Origin of the sequence: Sporosarcina sp. 179-K 3D1 HS, assembly GCF_047228905.1 — a bacterium.
In the GTDB taxonomy this organism is placed as follows: domain Bacteria; phylum Bacillota; class Bacilli; order Bacillales_A; family Planococcaceae; genus Sporosarcina.
This window is the reverse complement of sequence record NZ_JBFEGI010000009.1, coordinates 78,478-98,328: the sequence shown is the minus strand read 5'-3', so window position 1 is coordinate 98,328 and position 19,851 is coordinate 78,478. Positions and strand designations below refer to the sequence as shown.

The window sequence follows — 19,851 nt, the reverse complement described above, 5'->3', positions numbered from 1 at the left end:
GAGATGCCAAAAAAGTTTTTCTTTTTTTTATAAGTCAAAATCCTGAGGAGCCCGCCCCTTTCCACTCTTCCCCACATATAGTAAGAAGGATTGTTAGGAAGGAAGTGAATGAATGGTCAACATGCAGCCAGGTAATTTTGGCGAAGAGATGTGGTATCCTCAATTGCCGGAAGGTTATCAGGGGAATTCCCCGATGGAAGAAAGAATGAATCCCTATTTCGATGGCGGTTGGTACCCTGGGCAAGGTATGCCAGGGATGTCGCCAGGCGGGTTCCATCCCGGCCAAGGCATGCCGGGAATGTCGCCAGGTAGTATCCATCCCGGTCAAGAGATGCCGAGAATGTCGCCAGGTAGTATCTACCCCGGTCAAGAGATGCCGAGGATGTCGCCAGGGGGTATCTACCCCGGTCAAGAGATGCCGGGGATGTCGCCAGGGGGTATCTATCCTGGTCAAGAGATGCCAGGGATGTCGCCAGGGGGTATCTACCCCGGTCAAGGAATGCCTGGATATTCAGGAGGCTCGTTTCCTGATCCCGGTATTGCTGGATTGTCGGCAGGCAGCGGCGAGTTTACCGCACAACGCATTCCGGGATTCCCGCCAGGCGGAGGAGGATTTCCGGGTCAAGGCGTTCCGGGATCCCCACCGGGTGGAGGAGGATTTCCTGGGCGAGGCGTTCCGGGATTCCCACCAGGTGGAGGAGGATTTCCTGGACGGGGGCCAGGAGGCGGTCAAGGACAACAGGCACCGACTAGTGCACCACCCGGCTATACCCCAGCTTATCCGAGTGTCCAACCGTTTGCGGTGGATCCCGGTGCAATCCGACGTTGCTTGTACCGCTTTACCTTTATCTGGCTTTCGAGAAGACAAGGATTCTGGTTCTTCCCAGTGTTTGTCGGAAGAAATTCAGTGGCGGGCTACAGATGGCGCAATCGGCAACGGCGTTGGGAATACTTTGGAATTGATCTAGACCGGATTGATGCGTTTACCTGCTAGTTGTATCCTTCTCTCCCTGATTCCCTAATTCGGAATAAAAACGCGAATCCATTTTAACAAGGATAACTCCCCCTTCACATCGAATCTAGTTTAGTATGAGATCGATTGTGACGGGGGTGTTTTTCTGATGATAAGTGAATTATTCAACCAGTGGCTTATTGAGCCGTCTTTACCTATTGAATTAAAACAACAACTGAATAAGATCCAGGATGACCCGGCAGAAGTGGAAGAACGGTTCTATCAGTTTCTTTCATTTGGGACAGGCGGAATGCGAGGATTGCTCGGTGCCGGGACCAATCGCATCAATATTTTCACGATTCGGCATGTGGCGGAGGGACTTGCCCTTCTCCTAAAAGAACAAGGTCAAGAGGCGATGGACCGGGGAGTGGTGATTGCCTATGATACGCGGCATTTATCCAAAATCTTTGCACTGGAAACCGCTAAAACCATAGGGAAATACGGAATCCGTGTATTGTTATTCAAAGAAAGCCGCCCGACTCCGGAATTGTCTTTTGCGATCCGGCATTATGACACGGCCGCCGGTGTCGTCATTACCGCAAGTCATAATCCCGCAGCCTACAATGGCATCAAAGTGTACGGGAAAGATGGGGGACAACTCCCCCCTGAAGCGGCCGAGATCATCGTGGCACATATGCGGAAAGTGACGGATCTTTTTTCCATCCAAGTCGCCGACGAAAACGAACTGCTGCATAAACGAGTTCTTCAATATGTATTGGAAGATGTGGATACCGCCTACCAACAAGCCCTTGTCACATTGCGGGAAGTTGAACATCTGGAAGATAATTTATCCATCGTTTACACTCCCCTGCACGGCTCCGGCCTCGTGCCCGTTGTAGATGGATTACGGAATTTCGGATTCACCCAATTGTCTGTCGTGTCTGAACAACAACAGCCCGATCCCGAATTTCCGACGGTCGCCTATCCGAATCCCGAGGAACGGGATGCCTTTGAACTGGCCATCCGGTTGGGCCATGAACGGAATGCAGAAGTGCTTCTTGCGACAGATCCCGACGCTGACCGTCTCGGGGTGGCCATCCGTGACGAGAACGGAGAATATCGGTTGCTTAGCGGCAATCAGCTAGGCGCCCTCCTTCTCCACTATCTCTTGTCCCAAAAAAAGCGGAAAGGAACTCTCCCGCCTGATGGCGTCGTCCTGAAAACGATTGTCACATCCGAATTGGGCCGGGCCATTGCCGAGAAGTTCAACATGCAGATCGTCGATACGTTGACCGGGTTCAAGTTCATCTCCGAAAAAATTGAGGAGTACCGGAACGCCGGAACCCATACGTTTCTGTTCGGCTATGAGGAAAGCTACGGCTACTTGATCGGGGATTTTGTGCGCGATAAAGATGCGGTGCAAGCAGCACTCCTGACAGCGGAGATGGCCTCCTTTTACAAGACCTGCGGAAAGTCGTTACTGGATGGACTCGACGATCTCTATTCGGAATTCGGCTATTTCCAAGAATCTTTGCACTCAATCACACTTACGGGAAAAGAGGGGCAGGAAAAGATCAAACAAATCATGGAAGCATTCCGGAGAGACCCTCAGCGTTTCCTACGCCAAACACCCGCCCGCTACATCGAAGATTACAAACGCCGGACAAGACAATGGGCGGACGGTTCCTTGGATTCTCTTTCGCTTCCTGAAGCGGATGTCATTAAACTGATCGGGGAGGACGGCTCTTGGGTTTGCATCAGGCCATCCGGCACGGAGCCAAAATGCAAATTCTACTTCGGGGTGGATAAGCCCACGGCCGAAGAGGCGAAATCCACATTGCATCTATTGGAAACGGATGTCATGCAAAATGTGAACTCCGCTTTCTCCTAATATCCCCCTATTCATCAGCAAGTCTGGAATGCCACTTCCAAGCCGTCCTGACAATGTCAGGCAGCTTGTAGGTCGGGCTCCAGCCCAGCCATTCCTTGATCTTTTCATTGGACGCGACTAAATAGGCGGGGTCCCCCTGCCTTTTCTCTTCCATCATGACTTTGGCCTGTCGACCGGCAACCCATTCGCATATTTCGATCACTTCCCTGACGGAAAAGCCCGCCCCACTCCCTACATTAAAGATTTGCTTCTCAACGTCACCGCTAAGCAACGCCTCCAATGAGGCGAGGTGGGCTTTCGCCAAGTCGGTCACATGCACATAGTCCCGGATGCATGTGCCGTCTCTTGTCGGATAATCGTCTCCGAAGACGGAAATGGATCCCATTCTCCCTAGCAAATGTTGCAAGATGATCGGGATGAGATGGGTCTCCGGTTCATGCATTTCTCCGATTCTTCCATTTTCATGGGCGCCGCTTGCGTTGAAATAGCGTAAAACAATGTAATTCAAGCCGTAGCTCCGATGGTAATCTTCCAAGATCCACTCGATCACAAGCTTGGATCTTCCGTAGGGATTGATCGGTCGAACGGCGGTCATCTCCGTTATCTTTCCATCGTTCGAAGTTCCATAGGTGGCGGCAGTAGAAGAAAATACAATATGCTTCACCTGATTTTCAAGCATGGCTTGCAATAAGTTCAACGTGGCTCCGACATTATTCAGATAATATTTCTGTGGATCGGCTACCGATTCCCCTACCAGGCTTGCGGCTGCAAAGTGAACAACGGCTGCAATCCGATACGTCGTAAAAATCGAGCGGAGCAAGTGTGGATCCCCCAGTTCCCCTTCGATGAAAACGGCTTTATCATTCACCAACCGCCGAAAGCCGGTCGACAGATTATCCAGTACGATCACATCTTTATACTTCACAAGTTCTTCCACAAAATGGCTGCCTATATACCCCGCTCCTCCTACTACGAGGATCATCGCTGCAACGCCTCAGGTCCATCATACAAAAACGTTTGCATTAGATTTATAACCCCATCTCTCAATTCGGGACGGTCTAACGCAAAAGCCAATGTTGTTTCGATGAAACCAAGTTGTTCGCCTACATCATACCGTCTCCCTTTGAATGGATAGGCGAAAATGTTCTGCGTCATGTTCAATCGCTCCAGCGCATCCGTCAGTTGAATTTCTCCATTCTTCCCCACTGTTTTTTCCTCAAGGTACGTAAAGATTTCAGGCGTCAATACATATCGGCCAATAATGGCCAAATTGGATGGCGCCTCTTCCATCGCCGGCTTTTCGACAAGCCGCTTCACTTGGATCAACTCCGATTCCATCAGAGCCGGATCGATCACTCCATACTTATGGATATGACGGGCAGCCACTTCTTGAACACCGATGATACTCGATCCCACTTTATCGAATTGATCTATCAATTGTTTCAAAACTGGGATTTCGCTCTTGACGACATCATCACCCAACATGACGCCGAAAGGTTCATCCCCGATGAACTTTCGTGCACACCAAATCGCATGCCCGAGACCAAGCGGCTCTTTTTGCCGGATATAATGGATGTCCACCGCCGCGGATTCCAGCACTTTTTCCAATAACTCAAATTTCTTTTTCTTCATCAAGTTCGCTTCCAATTCAAAGGCATTGTCAAAATGGTCCTCAATGGCCCGCTTGCCTTTCCCCGTAACAATGATGATATCTTCAATTCCGGAAGCGATGGCTTCTTCCACAATATATTGGATCGTCGGCTTATCGACGATCGGCAGCATTTCCTTAGGCATCGCCTTCGTAGCGGGCAAAAAGCGCGTACCCAATCCAGCAGCCGGAATAATCACTTTTCTCACTTTTGCCAATGGCATCGTCCCTTCATTCTATCCATACAATGTCATTTGTTTTTGTTCATAGAAAAGGAGCCCCTACTAAGAGCAGGGATTGGAAAAAGTATACATTGTCATTGATGAAATCACTCAGCTTCTCCCGTTTCCGGACCACTTGGAATTCATTCTGTTCCCGCATAATGATGGGCGGCCTCTCCCTGATGAACTGTGGATCAAAGACAATGGTATAGGCGCCGACATTACTGAAAACCAAATAATCTCCTCGCTTCGGAAGGAACGATTCATAATTCTTCGCCAAATAGTCCGTTTCCATGCATGTATACCCGACCACATGGTACGTCCGCTGTTCGTACTGCCCTCCAGCCATCTTCACATGCTCCATCGGCAAGTTCCTCGGGTGTTTCGTCGGCTTGATATTATGGATGCTGCCATTCACTAAAACAAAATAGTCATCCCGATTCCGTTTCACGTCAATCACTTTGCAATAAAAATTGAAAGTGTCAACAACAATGGCCAATCCCGGTTCAATGATGAGTCGTGGAGGCTTTTTAAAATATGCCCATTCCTTCTTCAAGACTTCGCAAACCGTTTCTGCATAGTCATCGAATGTCGGTACATCTTTCAACTTGAATTCGGAAGGCACATTGCCATACATTCCCCCTCCGATGTCGATATACTCCAATGTATCTCTGATATACTTTTTCGATAGTTCGCAGAGCTTCTCCGTAATTTTCCGGTAGACATCCACACTTCTGCTTTTCGTTGAAAAGTGACCGTGGAACCCGACTATCTCGACTTCATCGATTGCATGCAACCGTCGTATGGCCCTCTCTAAATTTCCATTTTCTACACAGAAACCGAAGCGGCTTGTGGCAATCCCTTTCTCCGCTTCCGACAAATCGAAATTGATCCGCAACCCCACTTTATAGGGGCCCCCCCGATGGTTCCGAACGAACTTCTCCAGCAAATCGATCTCATAAAACGAATCCAGATTCACTATGCTGTTCCCTTTCAACGCTAACACGAGATCCTCGTATTCCTTGAGTGGCCCATTGAAAATGATGCGTTCCGACTCAACGCCGATTTTACAAGCTAGGTCATATTCGATTCTGGAAACCACTTCCGCATAAGCGCCCAATGAATCCATTTCCTTGATCAAGGCGGGAAGGTAGTTGGTCTTATAGGAATAGCCGATCGTCACATATGGGTACCTTTCCTTAAAAGCGGAATATAGTTTCTCATAGTTGGAACGTAATTTCTTAATATCGAATACATAAAAGGATTCGCCGAACTGCTTTTCCAGATTCCCCACCAATTCCTTCTCCTGCAATTGCTGAAGCTCTTGAACGCCTTTTCCCCGTTTGATAGCTCCCAGGAAATACTCCACTTTTCCAGCTTCCCCCTTCTTGTTTAAAAATCAGGTCACTGTCTCCCTGCTCATGGCTTCCACCCACTCCGAATGATTGACATACCACTCGACTGTTGACCGGAGCCCTTCATCAAAAGGGATTGATGGAGTCCAACCCAGTTCACTACGGATTTTGGTAATGTCCATCGCATACCTCCGATCATGCCCTAAGCGGTCTTCCACAAACTCTATAAGGCTTTCCTTCTTCCCCAAGAGAGCGAGTATCTGTTGTATGATTTCATGATTCTCCCGCTCATGATTCCCTCCGATGTTATAGACCTCACCTATCTTCCCTTTTTCCAGCACAATATCGATCGCCCTGCAATGGTCTTCGACATGAATCCAATCCCTGCGATTTTTCCCATCCCCATACAGCGGCAATTTCTCTTCCCGTAGTGCCTTATGAATCATCAGTGGAATTAATTTTTCTGGAAATTGATAAGGTCCGTAATTATTGGAACATCTAGTGATCACTGCCGGAAAGCCGAATGTTTGATGGTAGGCATTGACAAGCAAGTCAGCGGCCGCTTTTGACGCAGAATACGGGCTGTTCGGGGAAAGGTTTGTCGTTTCGGTAAAATAGCCATATTGCCCAAGCGATCCGTACACTTCATCCGTTGAAATCTGGATGTACTTGACGCCTGATTTGTAGTCCTGACATTGTTTGGATAAGGGGTCCAGTTTCCAATGCCGTTTTGCCGCCTCGAGAAGGGAATGCGTCCCGATCACATTCGTTCCGATGAAGATTGCCGGATCTATAATGCTTCGATCCACATGGGATTCCGCCGCGAAATTGATGACCGCTTGGATCCCGTATCGTTGAAAGATATCATCCAACAGGACGCCATCCCGGATATCTCCATGTATAAAGCGATGACGAGGATGGTCCGCGACCTCTTCCAGATTCCGCATGCTGCCGGCATACGTTAACGAATCCAGGTTGATCAGCATGTCGTTCCGGTTCTTCAGTGCATATTTGATGAAAGTGGAACCGATAAAGCCGGCCCCGCCCGTTACGAGTATATTCATCGTCGTCCCTTTCCACCTTTCGTCGTTTCGGCTATATCCACCAAGTATTTTCCATAATCTGTTTTCATTAAAGGCATAGCGAGATCCAGCAACTGATCCTTTGATATATAATTTTTCCGGTAGGCGATCTCTTCAATGCAGGACACATACATTCCTTGCCGTTTTTGAATCGCCTCGACAAAGTTCGAAGCTTCCAGCAAGGATTCATGTGTCCCGGTATCCAACCATGCCAATCCCCGACCGAGAAGTTCCACTCGCAGCGTCCCGTTCCATAGATAATCCTTCAGGACGGATGTAATTTCCACTTCTCCCCGGGCGGATGGCCGCACTTTCTTGGAAATTTCCACCACATGATGATCAAAAAAATAAAGACCCGGTATGGCATACGATGACCTTGGATATTCCGGCTTTTCTTCGATGGACAGAATATTCAATTCATCGTCCACTTCGACGACCCCGTACGCTTTCGGATCTTTTACATAGCAACCAAAAATAGTGCAACCTTCCGTCAGTAGAGCGGCCTTTCTGACAATCTCCCCAAAGTTCGAGCCGTAAAAAATATTATCTCCTAGTATTAAAGCTACGGAGGACCATCCGATGAAGTCCTCGGCAATGACAAAAGCATCTGCGATCCCCCGAGGCTCATCTTGAACGGCGTATTCCAACTGGATGCCGAGTTGGCTGCCATCCCCGAGCAACTCCTTAAATACATCTATGTCGCGCGGTGTCGAGATGATCAGTATTTCCGTGATGCCTGCCAAGAGCAAAACAGATAAGGGATAGTAAATCATCGGTTTATCATAGATCGGCAAAATTTGTTTCGAAATCGCTTTTGTGAGCGGATATAGGCGGGTTCCCGAACCTCCAGCCAATACGATCCCTTTCATCCTAGTTCACCTTCCAATCGTAATTGTGCTGCACGGGAAACCGTGCTTTGAAATTGACGAATCACTTCACATATCGCTTTGGCAACATCCAATTCCAGCTCGCCATAATAAGGCAGGGCCAGCACCCGGGAGACTAACCGGTTGGCTTGTGGGAGTTCTTCACGTTGGGCGGATGGCAGATGGGCATACCAAGGGAAGTCGCTACAAAGCGGGCTGAAGTATTTTCGCGTCATGATAGCATGCTCGTTCAACCATTCATGCACATCATTCCGCGAAGCCCCGAAGAGTGCTTCGTCTATTTCAATGACATAATATTGATAGCTACTCTGCTCCCCTTCCAAACTCGTCAATATCCGGACACCAGGAATGTCGGCCAAAAACCGATCATACTGTTGTTTGACCTGAGCCCGTTTCCTACGTTCTTCCTTGACCAATTTCAACACTTCCAATCCCATCGCAGCTTGCACTTCATTTAATTTTGCATTGAGTCCGGACAGGACAACTTCCTCGGGTCCGGATAGTCCGAAATTTTTCAAAGAGGCTAATTTACCGGCGAGTTGGCCGTCTTTGAAAACGAGCGCACCGCCTTCGATGGTGTTGAAGAGCTTCGTGGCATGAAAGCTGAACATCGTCATATCCCCGTAGTTCCCGATCGGCCGCCCTTCCCATTTTGTCCCGAATGTATGGGCACCATCGTAAATGACTTTCAAGCCGTATTTGTCGGCAATCTTCTGGATCTCCTCCACCTTGCAAGGATTCCCGTATACATGGACCGCCAGAATCGCACTGGTCTGTTCAGTGACCAAAGCTTCTATTTTCGTCGGATCAATAGTCAAAGTTTCCGGTTCGATATCACAAAACACCGGTGTCAATCCATTCCAATCAATTGCCTGCACAGTGGCCGGAAATGTAAAAGGAGTCGTGATAATTTCCCCCGTCAAATCCAGTGCCTTCAAACCCAACAGAAGGGCCAAAGTGCCATTATTGAATAATGCGATATGTTCCGCTCCTAAATAATGCCTCAACTCCCTTTCCAGCTGTCCATGCTGGGAACCGTTATTGGTAATCCATCCACTTTGCCATATGGTTTGTAATCGCTCTGTCATGCGATCGACGGAAGGAAGCAAGGGTCTGGTCAGGTGAATTGTCTTGCCAGTGTTCCATTTCATTGTTTTTCACCACTACCCAGATTTGTGATTAATATAGAAGCTTGATCCGTCTCCTCCTGTATGAGGATTTCCTTATAACCCAGTACTCCCACCTTCCCTTTCAATAATGATTCCTTAATCCGTTCGCCTTTCACCCATCTGACAATCGCCTCCGGAAGATTTGTTCCCGCAATATGACTGAATGGATACCCTCCTCCAAACCTTCCATTCATCTCCAATATGTAGGGCACTCCTTCCAGTATAAAAGCATCTACATCCAGATTTGCGATATGCCCTAATGTCCTGCCTAAACGCATTCCTGCATATTCCAATCTCGGTTCATCGACGGTTTCCGCAAAATCTGTTTCTCCGGATCGCATCGCATGCTTTATTTTCACGATGGTCGTTTGGTGATTTCCATGCAAATCATTTATAATATCCAACCCATATTCTTGGCCATTCAATTTTTGTTGGATAATAACGCAGTTATCCTCGTTATGAAGTAGTGCATCTAGTACTTTCCTGGAATGGACCTTTCGTTTGATCTTGTCATAGAAGAGCTCCATCTCTTCCTCATTTTCGGCTTCATAGACAGAGAGCGACCCCGCTCCCCACCTGGGTTTCAATATGACCGGAAAACGGATCACCCCTTTCCAAATGGCTTGCTTCGCTTCTTCTATGCTCAGGAAGGTGAGTGGCGTACGGAATCCGTTCCACTGCAAAAACTTGAACGACTCCCATTTGTCATTACATATACGGATCACTTCTTCACTTGCAACAATGACGGTCACTCCAATTTTTTCAAATCGTTTTTTATTTTTAGATAAAACGGGCAGATCCATATCGAATAATGGAATGAGGATATCAATTTGATGTTGTAAACAATACTCCAGCAGAAATGGTATGTATTTTTTATCTGAAATCAAAGGCGTTATCACAGTTTGATCTCCATATTTCATGGCCGTCGAATAGGGGGTACTATTGGCGACATGGATGGTGCCGGAATCACCAATTGTTTTCTTAAAGTACTGAACTAAGTAGTTTCTTCTCCCCGCAGACGTAAATAGGATGTTCATCGACTACCTCCGGCAATTTATTTTGGCTGTTGAAATTTCTTCAAACGCACCATTCTCAGGAAAACGGGTCGTAATAACTCATAAAGTTCACGCAACTCCCGAAGCTTACACATCATACACAACGCGAGATAACAGATAACTCCAAGTGAGATCAAGAGCAACATTTCAGCTAGAGGATGCAAAGACAAATATGCGCTAGCCAGATAAACAGCACCCCCCATGACGATCGATAGAATGAAGGAGGGGCCCAGGTCGAGCAGTTGCTCTCCCGTCGAGTATCCTATTTCCCTTGCAGAATAATAGGTGTTTAATAACAAAGAAATAAAGGAAATGAGTACAGCCGCCCAGATCAATCCGAGGATACCGAGCTTCAACAGAAGTGCCATGACAATAAGGAAAGTCCATAATAATTTCTTGATGATTTCCAGGCGTAAAAACAAATCCGATCTGCCTTTGACTTGGAGGATATTCAAATTGATGGAATGGATGGGGTATAACATGCCTGCGAAACAGAGTAGTTGAAAGTAAATGACAGAGGGTAGCCACTTTTCTTCTAATAGTAAATTGAACAATGGATAGGCGATGGCAGCCAAGCCGACCATCAAGGGAAAATGAATGAATCCCGTCGTACGGATGATTTTTTGGTATCCGTATTTCAGCCGGTCCTGATCGTCCTGGATACTGCTCAGGACCGGATAGGTCACCCGCTGGACGGCTATGGATATCGATAACGAAGCCAAGTCCCGGAATTTCACGGCATTCGTATAGTATCCGACGGCGGCGGTAGAATACAAACGACCGATGATGACAAAATAGATATTATTATAGGTAGTATCCAATAATTCAGAGAGAAGCAGTTTATAACCAAATGTGAAATACTTCTTAAAAGAAGTCCAACTGAATGCCCATAAAGGTCGCCATTTAGTGAATAACCATAAGAGAATGGTTTGGGCGCTCTGCATAAGAAACGTATTCACCACTAGGCTCCAAACGCCAAACCCTTTCAGTGCAAGCAGGATGGTCGTTCCTCCGGATAAGAACACCGCAATTAAGTTCACTTTTGTGAGAGTTTTAAAATCCACTTTCTTAAAAAGCAAAACCTTTTGGATCATCCCCAACGAGTTGACAACCATCGTCAAACCTAACACCCGGAGTAGCATAGTCAATTGTGGCTCGTTATAGAACTCGCTGATTGGCCCTGCACTGATGAAGAGTAAACCATAGAGTAAAATTGCCATACCGAGGTTGAAATAGAATACAGTCGAGTAATCCACACGGTTCGCTTCCTGATCGCGAATAAGCGCTTGAGAAAAACCACTATTGACGAACAAGTTGGAAATGGCTATGAAAATTAAGATCATGCCGATTAAGCCGAAAGAGTCGGGAAGCAGGATCCGGGCTAGAATGATATGGATCAAAAACTGAAGCCCATGGTTTGCCAACAGATCTGTAAAGCTCCAAAAAATCCCCTTCAATGTCTTCCCTTTTAAATCACCGTGTATAGGAATTCTCCTCATCCATTTTGGTCAATAGGCTCTGAATTATTTTAGGTCCTCGTTATACAAGTTAAATGTATGCTTTAATGCGGGTGAAGAGAATATAACCACGTGGAAAATATAGCTTCGCAAAGTATTTCATCCTGCCGATCCAACCTAAGCGCCTGAAATATTCCTTATACCGCGGGCTTTTCAATTTTTCCCGCTCGTTATCCAACCGGAGCAATTCCACTTCAAATTGGATTTTAGCGGTATCCAAATCTTGTTCAAATAGGCCATTTGAATAGTCATTGAAGGCATCGAACATTACCAGGAAGCCGGAGTTGATGATCTGTTGCCTCTGTTTGTTCCCCGATTCCTTTCTCCAAATGTACGTGACAGAACCCTTCACTCCAGTCCGGTAGACGCTCATAATCTCATCCATGTAATAGGCGTATCCATGGCTGGCCGCAATCAATTTCACCGGCACATCGCCGACAATTGCCGTCATATACCAGTCTGGCGGGTTATCTAGCAACTCTTTGCGGAACAGATACGAAGCCGTCGGGATGAAATCGAGCATCGCCAATTCACCCGCCGTATACATACCGGCGCCCCGGTTGTAGTAATTGCTTGTTTTAATGAGCTTTTTGTGCAACATTTTCCATCTTTTCCGTTTCCCATTTACAATGATTGCGTTATGAAAGCAGAATGTACAATCCGGATGGCTCTCCATATAATCCACTTGCTTCTGCAGTTTATATGGATCCGTCCAATAGTCGTCCCCTTCGCAAATTGCGATGTACCTTCCCTTTGAGGCTTCCTGCAGCCGGATCGCGTTTTCCCGTCCACCTACGTTTTGCTTGGAGGTGATCATTTTGATCTTTTCCGGATATTGTTGTACATATTTTTCTACGATTTGTCTCGTTCCATCCGTGCTGCAATCTTCCCCTACGAGAATCTCAAAATCAAAATCGGTACGCTGCATCAAAAATCCTTCCAACGCATCCTGGATATAATCTTCGTGATTATAAGTGATACAATTGATACTTACCATGTAACTCACGCTTCCGCACTCCCTCATCGTTAATCGGTTCCGCCCCTTCTCCTCTACTCTTTCGAAGCAGGAACAAACAACTTAATAATAATAGAGACATATAGGAAATTCCGCCGACGTTAATATTTTCAAAGTTTTGAACCGTGAACAAATACAGGATCAGAAGCAAATAGAGTTTGGATCTGCCGGCCAACACATAGCCTTGTAAACAAAATAGGATAAACAATAGGTTCAGGAGTAGTCCGACCAGCCCGTAGGTGAAAAGAAGGCCAAGCCATGAGTGGTGAGGACCTAAGCCATCAACGGTCTCCCCTATCAACACAAACTCCCCCGTCCCGAATACAAAGGAAGCGGTATGCTCATTCAAATACTGGATGTACGCATGTTGCAGACTTCCGCGGCCGGTCAATTCATCGTCATAATAAAGAAGGAAATCCATTAAGATGAAAGGGATCAAACTACTGAATAGCAAATAAAAGACCAGCAGAATTTTGGAGCGCAGTGGTTTATTAAACATCCAGAACCATAGGGGCGTCATTGAAAAAGCGAGCAGGCTGGCCCGGCCTCCCGCCATGTTGAGAAGGGCCAGCCCGGCCAGGAAAATTGCGATACTGACGAACTTGCGATCTCGCTTGTATAGTTGCAGTCCGAGGTAGGGAAACAGGAAAAACCCCAATGTGTTTTCATTGAAGTATCCAATCCCGGTCAGATGGTAGACTGACACGGACACGAGGCCAATCCAAAAGAAGATGGCCAGGACTGCATCAAACACCTTTGCAATTGTTGAAACGGAACAATTCGAGAAGACCAATATAAACATGGAAACGACCAGGATCCGTTGCAGTGTATCAGTGAAGGCGTTCATTAGGTCGAAATCCAACCGGAATATTCCTTGGACAATGACAACGACCAACTGGATGCAAAATAATAGAAGCGGCAAAGCGTACGACTGATGATCGAAGACCGGTTCATCCATGCGGACCAGTTTCATGCCGATGGTCAGGATGAAAACGCCGAATAACAAATAGCTATAATATGGGGTTTGCGTATAAGGGAAAAACGCAATCCCTAGTATAAGTAACGTATAGTATACTTGTGTGCCATTCATAATCGTCCACTGGTTTCTTCCTTATATAGTTCCAAATAACGCGCCACCATTTGTTCAATGCTGAACCGGGCCAGTTGGACATGCCGCGCCCTCTCGTGTTGTGCAGTGGCCGGCTTCAGGGAAACGTCCAGCATCTTCTCCGTCAAATCCTCTTCATCTCCCCCTTTGAACAGAAAGCCGGCACCGTCCACGACATCCCTCAGGCCGGGGACGTCCGATACGACAACCGGCAAACCTGCAGCCATCGCTTCTACAGCCACCAAACCAAAACCTTCCCAATGGGAGGACAGCACAAAAATGTCGCAAGATTTAAGGATGGATGGAACGTCATCCCGACGACCCAGAAAGTGGATATTCCGACTTCCATGCTCCTTTGCGTAAGCCATCACTTCCGCGCATCGTTCTCCCGTGCCAACGAAAAGAATATGATAATGGTCAGGCAGAAGCTTGGATGCCCGGATCACGGTCTCATAGTCTTTCTGTTCCCGCATCGCAGCCACCATGACAACCAGCTTATCTTTTTCCCGATAAGTAGGTGCTAATGTATAGCGAGGAAGAGGTTCTGCATCCCGGTACCTTTTCAGATAAATCCCATTATGGACGACGACGGTTTTGCGAGCCGTCCCTGGAAGATATCGGACCAACTCCTCCTTCGTCCCCTCCGTGTTCGCTATGATTTTGGCATATTGATGATACATCCAACGATCCAACAGTTTGAAATATCTTTTCTCTCGTCTTCGGTTATATGTATTATGTTCCGTTGTAATGTAAGCCGTTCGCCTTCCGGTCAGCCCCTTCATGCAAGCCGTGTACAATTGTGGAGCAAACAGATGGGCATGCACCACGTCGAACTTCCGTTTCAGATGTTTGGCAACTTGAAACATCTGTAATGGATGATAGACTCGATCGACCGGACTGTAATGGGTCGGGATGTTCAGTTCTTTCAATTTCTCCCCATAAAAATCATGGTTTCTGGACAACACCAATATTTCTACGGAAACCCCTGCATCTTTCATTTCCTCTGCAATATCGACGAGCATTTTTTCCGCTCCCCCACTCTCTAATGTGGGGATGATATGAAGGACTCTCAACTTGGTAACATCCTTTTTCTTCTCAAAATGATGTTCGATTCAAGAAGCAGCTATTCATTCCGGTTTCCCGAGAAGCCTGAACATATTATTCTTATATGCCTCCACGCCCGGTTGGTCAAATGGGTTGACGCCAAGTATATAACTGCTCATGACACACGCCAGTTGGAAAAAATAGACGAGATATCCGAATGAGAACGGAGTGATCTTGGGAATCCCGATGACCAGATTGGGGATCCCCCCCTCCGTGTGGGCACGAAGCGTACCTTGAAAAGCCTTGTCATTGACGGAACCGAGTGTATTTCCGCTCAAGTAATTCAACTCATCCTGATCATCCACTCTTTCGGTGATGATCAAATCCCGTAGCGGTTTCTCCACCTTCAATGTCGTTTCAAATATCATCCGTCTCCCTTGCTGGATGTATTGCCCTATAGCATGCAGATCGGTCGTATAGAGTGCCGTCACTGGGAAAATCCCTTGCAAATTCTTCCCTTCACTCTCCCCGAAAAGCTGCTTCCACCACTCGGCAAAGGATTGTAAACGAGGGTCGTAGCTGACAAGCAGCTCCGTTGTCTTGCCTTTTCTGTACAGACTGTTACGGATTGCTGCATATTGATAGGCCGGATTGTTTTCTATGGCCGGATCCTTCAATTCGGAGCGCGCCGTGGCGGCTCCTTCCAACACCTCCCCAATGCCGATCCCACTCACCGCCATCGGCAATAAACCCACTGCCGTCAAGACGGAATAACGCCCACCAATGGTCCGTGGAATCGGAAACGTTTTGTATCCTTCCTGCATGGCAAGGGCTTTTAACGTCCCTATTTCCCGATCGGTGGTGACATAGATTCGCGAAGCTGCCTGCTGTGGACCATATTTATCTTCCAGAAGCTGCCGGAACATCCGAAAGGCGATGGCAGGCTCCAATGTTCCGCCTGACTTCGAGATGACATTGATGGAAAAATCCTTGCCTTGCAAAATATCCATTAAATCCGCCATATAGGTCGGATCCAAGTGATGTCCGACAAAAAATATTTGAGGGGTACCTCTTTTACGTGCCTCTTTCGGCAGATCATGATTGAAACTATGAGTAAGCATCTCAATGGCTGCACGGGCTCCCATGAATGAACCGCCGATTCCGATCACAAGCAGGACATCACTTTCCTGCCGGATCTTGGCAGCCGCTTCCTCCAGTTCGAAACTCTCCTGTCTGTCATAATCGACCGGAAAATCCAACCAGCCGAGTCCTTGTCGGCCCGGTCCCGCCTTCGTCTGGATGATATGGTGAAAATGAGTCAACTCATTTTGGAATCGGGTGGGATCCATGCTTCCTAGAAAAGGTAGGGCGTCCGAATAATCCAGTTTTAAATAAGTTACCTTCTTCGCCTCCGCATTATTTCATATCTTGCTTATTCACTTTAGGGCCGTACACGCTTTCTGAATAATAACGGATTGTCTCACTCAAGCCTGCTTTCAGAGGAAAACGGATCTCCCATCCCAATCCATAGCGGGCGTTTGAATTATCCAATACGCTCTGTTTAATTTCCCCTACGCGGGCCGGTTCAAAAACTGGAGTGGCATAGATGCCCATCATGTCACTGAGACGTTCAAATAAGTGGAGGATCGGTATGTCCTTGGCTGAACTTATATTGAAAACCCCGATCGTTTCACTTTCCATGGCTAGTCTGCAAGCAGTGGCCACATCTTTGACGTAGATAAAATCCCGGGTTTGACTGCCGTCGTAAATCGTCACTTCTTCACTGGCCAGCAAGCGGTTGATGAAGATGGAGACGACTCCCGCTTCCCCTTCGGCATTTTGCTTCGGTCCGTACACGTTTGAAAATCGCAGTATCGTATAATTCAACCCTTGCAGTAAGTTCGACAGTTCAATGAATCGTTCTGCCGAATATTTTGATAAAGCATAGTAGGATTGCTGTGAAACAGGATGCTGTTCATCGACCGGTAAATAGACCGGGTCCCCGTAAACTGCAGCAGTCGAAGCGAAGATCATTTTCCTTACATGATACTGTTCGGCCAAGAGGGCGACCTTCACAGTTCCTGTCATATTCGTCTCAAAATCAAAATACGGACTCTTCAGAGATTCGACCACAGAAGCCTGCGCCGCCAAATGGATGACATGATCCGGTTTTTCCAATTGAAATACCGTTTCCAAGTGCGGATCATTTATATCCATTTCATAGAGTTTCACTTGGTCTGGGAGATTGTGACGGCGACCCGTCACCAAATTATCGACAACAACAACTTCATACCGGTGATAGATCAATTCCTCGACAACATGGGAACCGATGAATCCCGCCCCACCTGTAACCAATACTTTCAAGGCGTCCCCTCTTTATATGTGATCATGTTCCCGTTTTTTCCCCCTGCCCAAGGACTTGATTGTAATAGGCGATCGTATCTTCGTACATCCTTTCAAAGGTGAATCGCTCCTCATACAACCTCCTGCTCTCCTCCCCCATCTCTTGCCGGAGAGTGGCATCTTCAATCAGCAGTCGCAACTTATCTTGCAAGTCCCGTACGTCATTCTTCTTAACTATAAAGCCGTTCACCGATTGGCGGACGGCTTCCCTCACCCCCCCGACATCTGAAGCGACGATCGGCAATCCGCTTCGCATCGCCTCCAAAATACTTAATGGCAGCCCCTCCCATTCCGATACGAGGACAAACAGGTCGGACTGTTGTAATAGTTCCTGGATATCCCCATGATCCCCCAGGAATACGACTCTGTCTGTCAAATTCTCCTGCGCGACGAACTGTTTTGCCTCGGGCAACAATGGACCATCTCCCGCGAAAAACAATTTCCACTTCAACTGATCCAACTGCTTCAAAACTTGCAATAACTGTGCCTGATTCTTCTGCGGGGAAAACCTGGCGACCATGCTAATAATCGGCACGTCTTCCTTGCTCCGCACTCTTCCCGTGTATGCGGCATCATGGACTCCATTCGGGATGGCCACTATTTTACGCTCAGGTACAATAGCGTATTCCAATGCAAGCCGTTTGTCATAGGAAGAAACCGCAATAACCCCATCTGTAATAAAACCGATCATTTTCTCAATCCATCGGTAAAGCCGTTGTTTATTTTTAGGAATGCCGTCCGTAAAAGACCAACCATGGGCAGTGAAGACGGTCGGAATGCCTAGTGACCATCCTGCAATTCTCCCGATGATGCCCGCCTTCGAAGAATGTGTCGCAACGAGGTCTGGCCGAATTGTCTTCAAGAGGTTCCTGACTTCAAAGATGGCTTTCACGTCTGATAGGATATGCAGCTTGTGCATCAGATGTTTACAATAAATCGGGCGGATTTGCCTTTGTTCCAGTAATTCATGGGTATGTTCCTCTCCGCCTGTCACTAGGTGGATGGCATGACCGGCCTCCTGCAATCGGATGGATAAATCCCTGACATGCACTTGCGCTCCGCCAATTGTATCCATCCGGGTGATAAGTTGAACAATTTTCACCGTCTAATCTTCTCCCTATCTAATGATTGGAATGGAAGGTGGTTTTCTGACTTTCTCTTTATTCAACGTTTAGGTTTTTTCATTTTATTTAGAACGGTGCCGATGATATGGCCATTCACCTGGTACACTGATTTGAACGCTGCCACCGCTTCACTTTCTGTCGTTTTCTTAGCGTCTGTTATGAAAAGGCAGCCATCCACCAATGGCATGAGATTAAACGCATCCGCCACAGTCAAATCGGAAGAGTCGACAATGAGCACATCGAACAGCGCTTCTAAATCTGCCAAAAGCCGTTCCATCTGCTCCGAAAGGAAATAAGACGCCGGATTTTGGGGCAGAGGACCTGTGCTCAAGAATGTTAAATTGTTGACCCCGGTCTTTTGAAGGACTTCCTCCAAATTGAAATGACCCGAGATGACGGAGGTCAGCCCTTTCCTCTCTGATAAATCAAAAAACGCATAGCCTGCCGGGTTCCGTAAATTGGCATCGATAAATAAAGTTCTTTTCCCATCTAATGCAAGTGCTACCGCGAGATGCCCACCGATGAACGACTTCCCATCTCCCGGTGCAGGGCTTGTTATGAGGAACGTCTTCATCTTCCTCTGTCTGGCCATGTGATGGAAGTTGGCGGCTAGTCTGCCGAAGTCGGGAGCAGCAGCCCGTGTAACGTTGTATAGTTTAGTTTTTGGGTTCAGAGCATTCAGGGAGGGAGTGGAACCCGTTGTATGGATAGCTCCTAACAGAGGGAGCTGAAACGCCCTCTCCACTTTCCGCTCGGAGTCGAATAAAGGTGAATGGATTTCAGTCCATATGATTTTTGTGAAATATGCTGCCTGGCTTACTAGGAAAGGAAGGATTATGTAAAATACTAATTGGTTGCTCAAATATTTCGTATCCAGCCCCGCTTCAACCTCTTTTAACACTGTTATATTTTCAAGATTCATGAGGGTACGGACTTCTTCACGAAACAGATCTACATATGTATTAAGAAGAGTCGCCGTTTGTTCATGCGATGGACCATAGACACTCACCGTGATGATTTGTGAGCCTTCATCCGATTTAACTTTGACTTTCTTTGCCAAATCCCCTTGCGTGAAAGGAAAATCCAAGGCGGACGCCAATTTACTGGCCATCCGATCACTCTTCAGGATCCGCTTATACGTCTCGATGAGTCGGATATTCGTATCGATATCGCTCATGGATGGGTTCAGCCCAGTGGAAGAATTGACGAGCAACTCCGTTTGGGCGGAATAGGACGGTGGAACAAAGTAACCGATAGCCCCTCCGCAAAGAAGTGAGACAATACCGATCAGCACAATCCGCAGGAGCCTCTTCCGGATCGCATCCGCCAAATCCTTTAAATTCAGTTCCCGATTCATCCTACACCTGTCGTAATATCTGA

Annotated in this window: 17 protein-coding genes; 2 read left to right on the top strand and 15 right to left on the bottom strand. The window is 47.2% G+C overall.

The genetic code is table 11. From position 1 onward, the window contains the following. The first annotated feature begins 112 nt into the window (after nucleotides 1-112). Both AB1K83_RS12720 and AB1K83_RS12715 read left to right on the top strand, forming a co-directional pair. Nucleotides 113-994, top strand: coding sequence for a hypothetical protein (locus tag AB1K83_RS12720; protein ID WP_413058570.1), 882 nt, complete (start codon nucleotides 113-115; stop codon nucleotides 992-994). Nucleotides 995-1,121: 127 nt separating this feature from the next. Continuing rightward, complete coding sequence (locus tag AB1K83_RS12715) at nucleotides 1,122-2,843, top strand: phospho-sugar mutase (protein WP_413058569.1); 1,722 nt, start codon at nucleotides 1,122-1,124, stop codon at nucleotides 2,841-2,843. Between the two features lie 7 nt (nucleotides 2,844-2,850). Here AB1K83_RS12715 and galE read toward each other — a convergent pair whose 3' ends face one another. The 15 genes from galE to AB1K83_RS12640 all read right to left on the bottom strand — a co-directional run bounded on the left by galE (nucleotide 2,851) and on the right by AB1K83_RS12640 (nucleotide 19,828). After that, on the bottom strand, nucleotides 2,851-3,825 hold the full coding sequence (galE, locus tag AB1K83_RS12710; RefSeq protein ID WP_413058568.1) for a UDP-glucose 4-epimerase GalE: 975 nt from the start codon (nucleotides 3,823-3,825) through the stop codon (nucleotides 2,851-2,853). Continuing rightward, a complete protein-coding gene (gene galU / locus AB1K83_RS12705) occupies nucleotides 3,822-4,709 on the bottom strand; it encodes a UTP--glucose-1-phosphate uridylyltransferase GalU (RefSeq protein WP_413058567.1) in 888 nt (295 codons plus the stop codon). Before galU ends, galE begins: the two co-directional genes overlap by 4 nt. Nucleotides 4,710-4,755: 46 nt before the next feature. Next, the gene (locus AB1K83_RS12700) at nucleotides 4,756-6,081 is read right to left on the bottom strand and encodes a diaminopimelate decarboxylase (RefSeq protein WP_413058566.1); all 1,326 of its coding nucleotides are present in this window, start codon (nucleotides 6,079-6,081) and stop codon (nucleotides 4,756-4,758) included. 30 nt (nucleotides 6,082-6,111) lie between these two features. Beyond that, on the bottom strand, nucleotides 6,112-7,131 hold the full coding sequence (gene rfbB / locus AB1K83_RS12695) for a dTDP-glucose 4,6-dehydratase (protein WP_413058565.1): 1,020 nt from the start codon (nucleotides 7,129-7,131) through the stop codon (nucleotides 6,112-6,114). Beyond that, nucleotides 7,128-8,018: a glucose-1-phosphate thymidylyltransferase RfbA gene (gene rfbA / locus AB1K83_RS12690; RefSeq protein ID WP_413058564.1), complete on the bottom strand. Its 891-nt coding sequence runs from the start codon at nucleotides 8,016-8,018 to the stop codon at nucleotides 7,128-7,130. The genes rfbB and rfbA overlap by 4 nt, the downstream gene beginning before the upstream one ends. Next, nucleotides 8,015-9,187 (bottom strand): DegT/DnrJ/EryC1/StrS family aminotransferase, encoded by a 1,173-nt coding sequence (locus AB1K83_RS12685; protein WP_413058563.1) that lies wholly within the window; start codon nucleotides 9,185-9,187, stop codon nucleotides 8,015-8,017. Before AB1K83_RS12685 ends, rfbA begins: the two co-directional genes overlap by 4 nt. Continuing rightward, nucleotides 9,184-10,242 carry an ATP-grasp domain-containing protein gene (locus AB1K83_RS12680; protein ID WP_413058562.1) on the bottom strand — a complete coding sequence of 353 codons (1,059 nt, stop codon included), beginning with the start codon at nucleotides 10,240-10,242 and terminating at the stop codon, nucleotides 9,184-9,186. Before AB1K83_RS12680 ends, AB1K83_RS12685 begins: the two co-directional genes overlap by 4 nt. Before the next feature lie 17 nt (nucleotides 10,243-10,259). Further along, nucleotides 10,260-11,717, bottom strand: a complete 1,458-nt coding sequence (locus tag AB1K83_RS12675) for a lipopolysaccharide biosynthesis protein (protein ID WP_413058561.1) — start codon at nucleotides 11,715-11,717, stop codon at nucleotides 10,260-10,262. Between the two features lie 91 nt (nucleotides 11,718-11,808). After that, nucleotides 11,809-12,774, bottom strand: coding sequence for a glycosyltransferase (locus AB1K83_RS12670; protein WP_413058649.1), 966 nt, complete (start codon nucleotides 12,772-12,774; stop codon nucleotides 11,809-11,811). Then, the gene (locus tag AB1K83_RS12665; RefSeq protein ID WP_413058560.1) at nucleotides 12,746-13,882 is read right to left on the bottom strand and encodes a hypothetical protein; all 1,137 of its coding nucleotides are present in this window, start codon (nucleotides 13,880-13,882) and stop codon (nucleotides 12,746-12,748) included. The genes AB1K83_RS12670 and AB1K83_RS12665 overlap by 29 nt, the downstream gene beginning before the upstream one ends. Beyond that, nucleotides 13,879-14,973, bottom strand: a complete 1,095-nt coding sequence (locus tag AB1K83_RS12660) for a glycosyltransferase (RefSeq protein WP_413058559.1) — start codon at nucleotides 14,971-14,973, stop codon at nucleotides 13,879-13,881. Before AB1K83_RS12660 ends, AB1K83_RS12665 begins: the two co-directional genes overlap by 4 nt. A gap of 54 nt (nucleotides 14,974-15,027) precedes the next feature. Beyond that, nucleotides 15,028-16,329 (bottom strand): glucose-6-phosphate isomerase, encoded by a 1,302-nt coding sequence (locus AB1K83_RS12655; protein WP_413058648.1) that lies wholly within the window; start codon nucleotides 16,327-16,329, stop codon nucleotides 15,028-15,030. 31 nt (nucleotides 16,330-16,360) lie between these two features. Next, on the bottom strand, nucleotides 16,361-17,308 hold the full coding sequence (locus AB1K83_RS12650) for an NAD-dependent epimerase/dehydratase family protein (protein ID WP_413058558.1): 948 nt from the start codon (nucleotides 17,306-17,308) through the stop codon (nucleotides 16,361-16,363). Nucleotides 17,309-17,330: 22 nt separating this feature from the next. Further along, entirely contained in the window at nucleotides 17,331-18,449 is a 1,119-nt protein-coding gene (locus tag AB1K83_RS12645) for a glycosyltransferase family 4 protein (RefSeq protein WP_413058557.1), read from the bottom strand. A 62-nt stretch (nucleotides 18,450-18,511) separates the two neighbouring features. Continuing rightward, a complete protein-coding gene (locus AB1K83_RS12640; protein WP_413058556.1) occupies nucleotides 18,512-19,828 on the bottom strand; it encodes a polysaccharide biosynthesis tyrosine autokinase in 1,317 nt (438 codons plus the stop codon). Nucleotides 19,829-19,851: the final 23 nt, after the last annotated feature.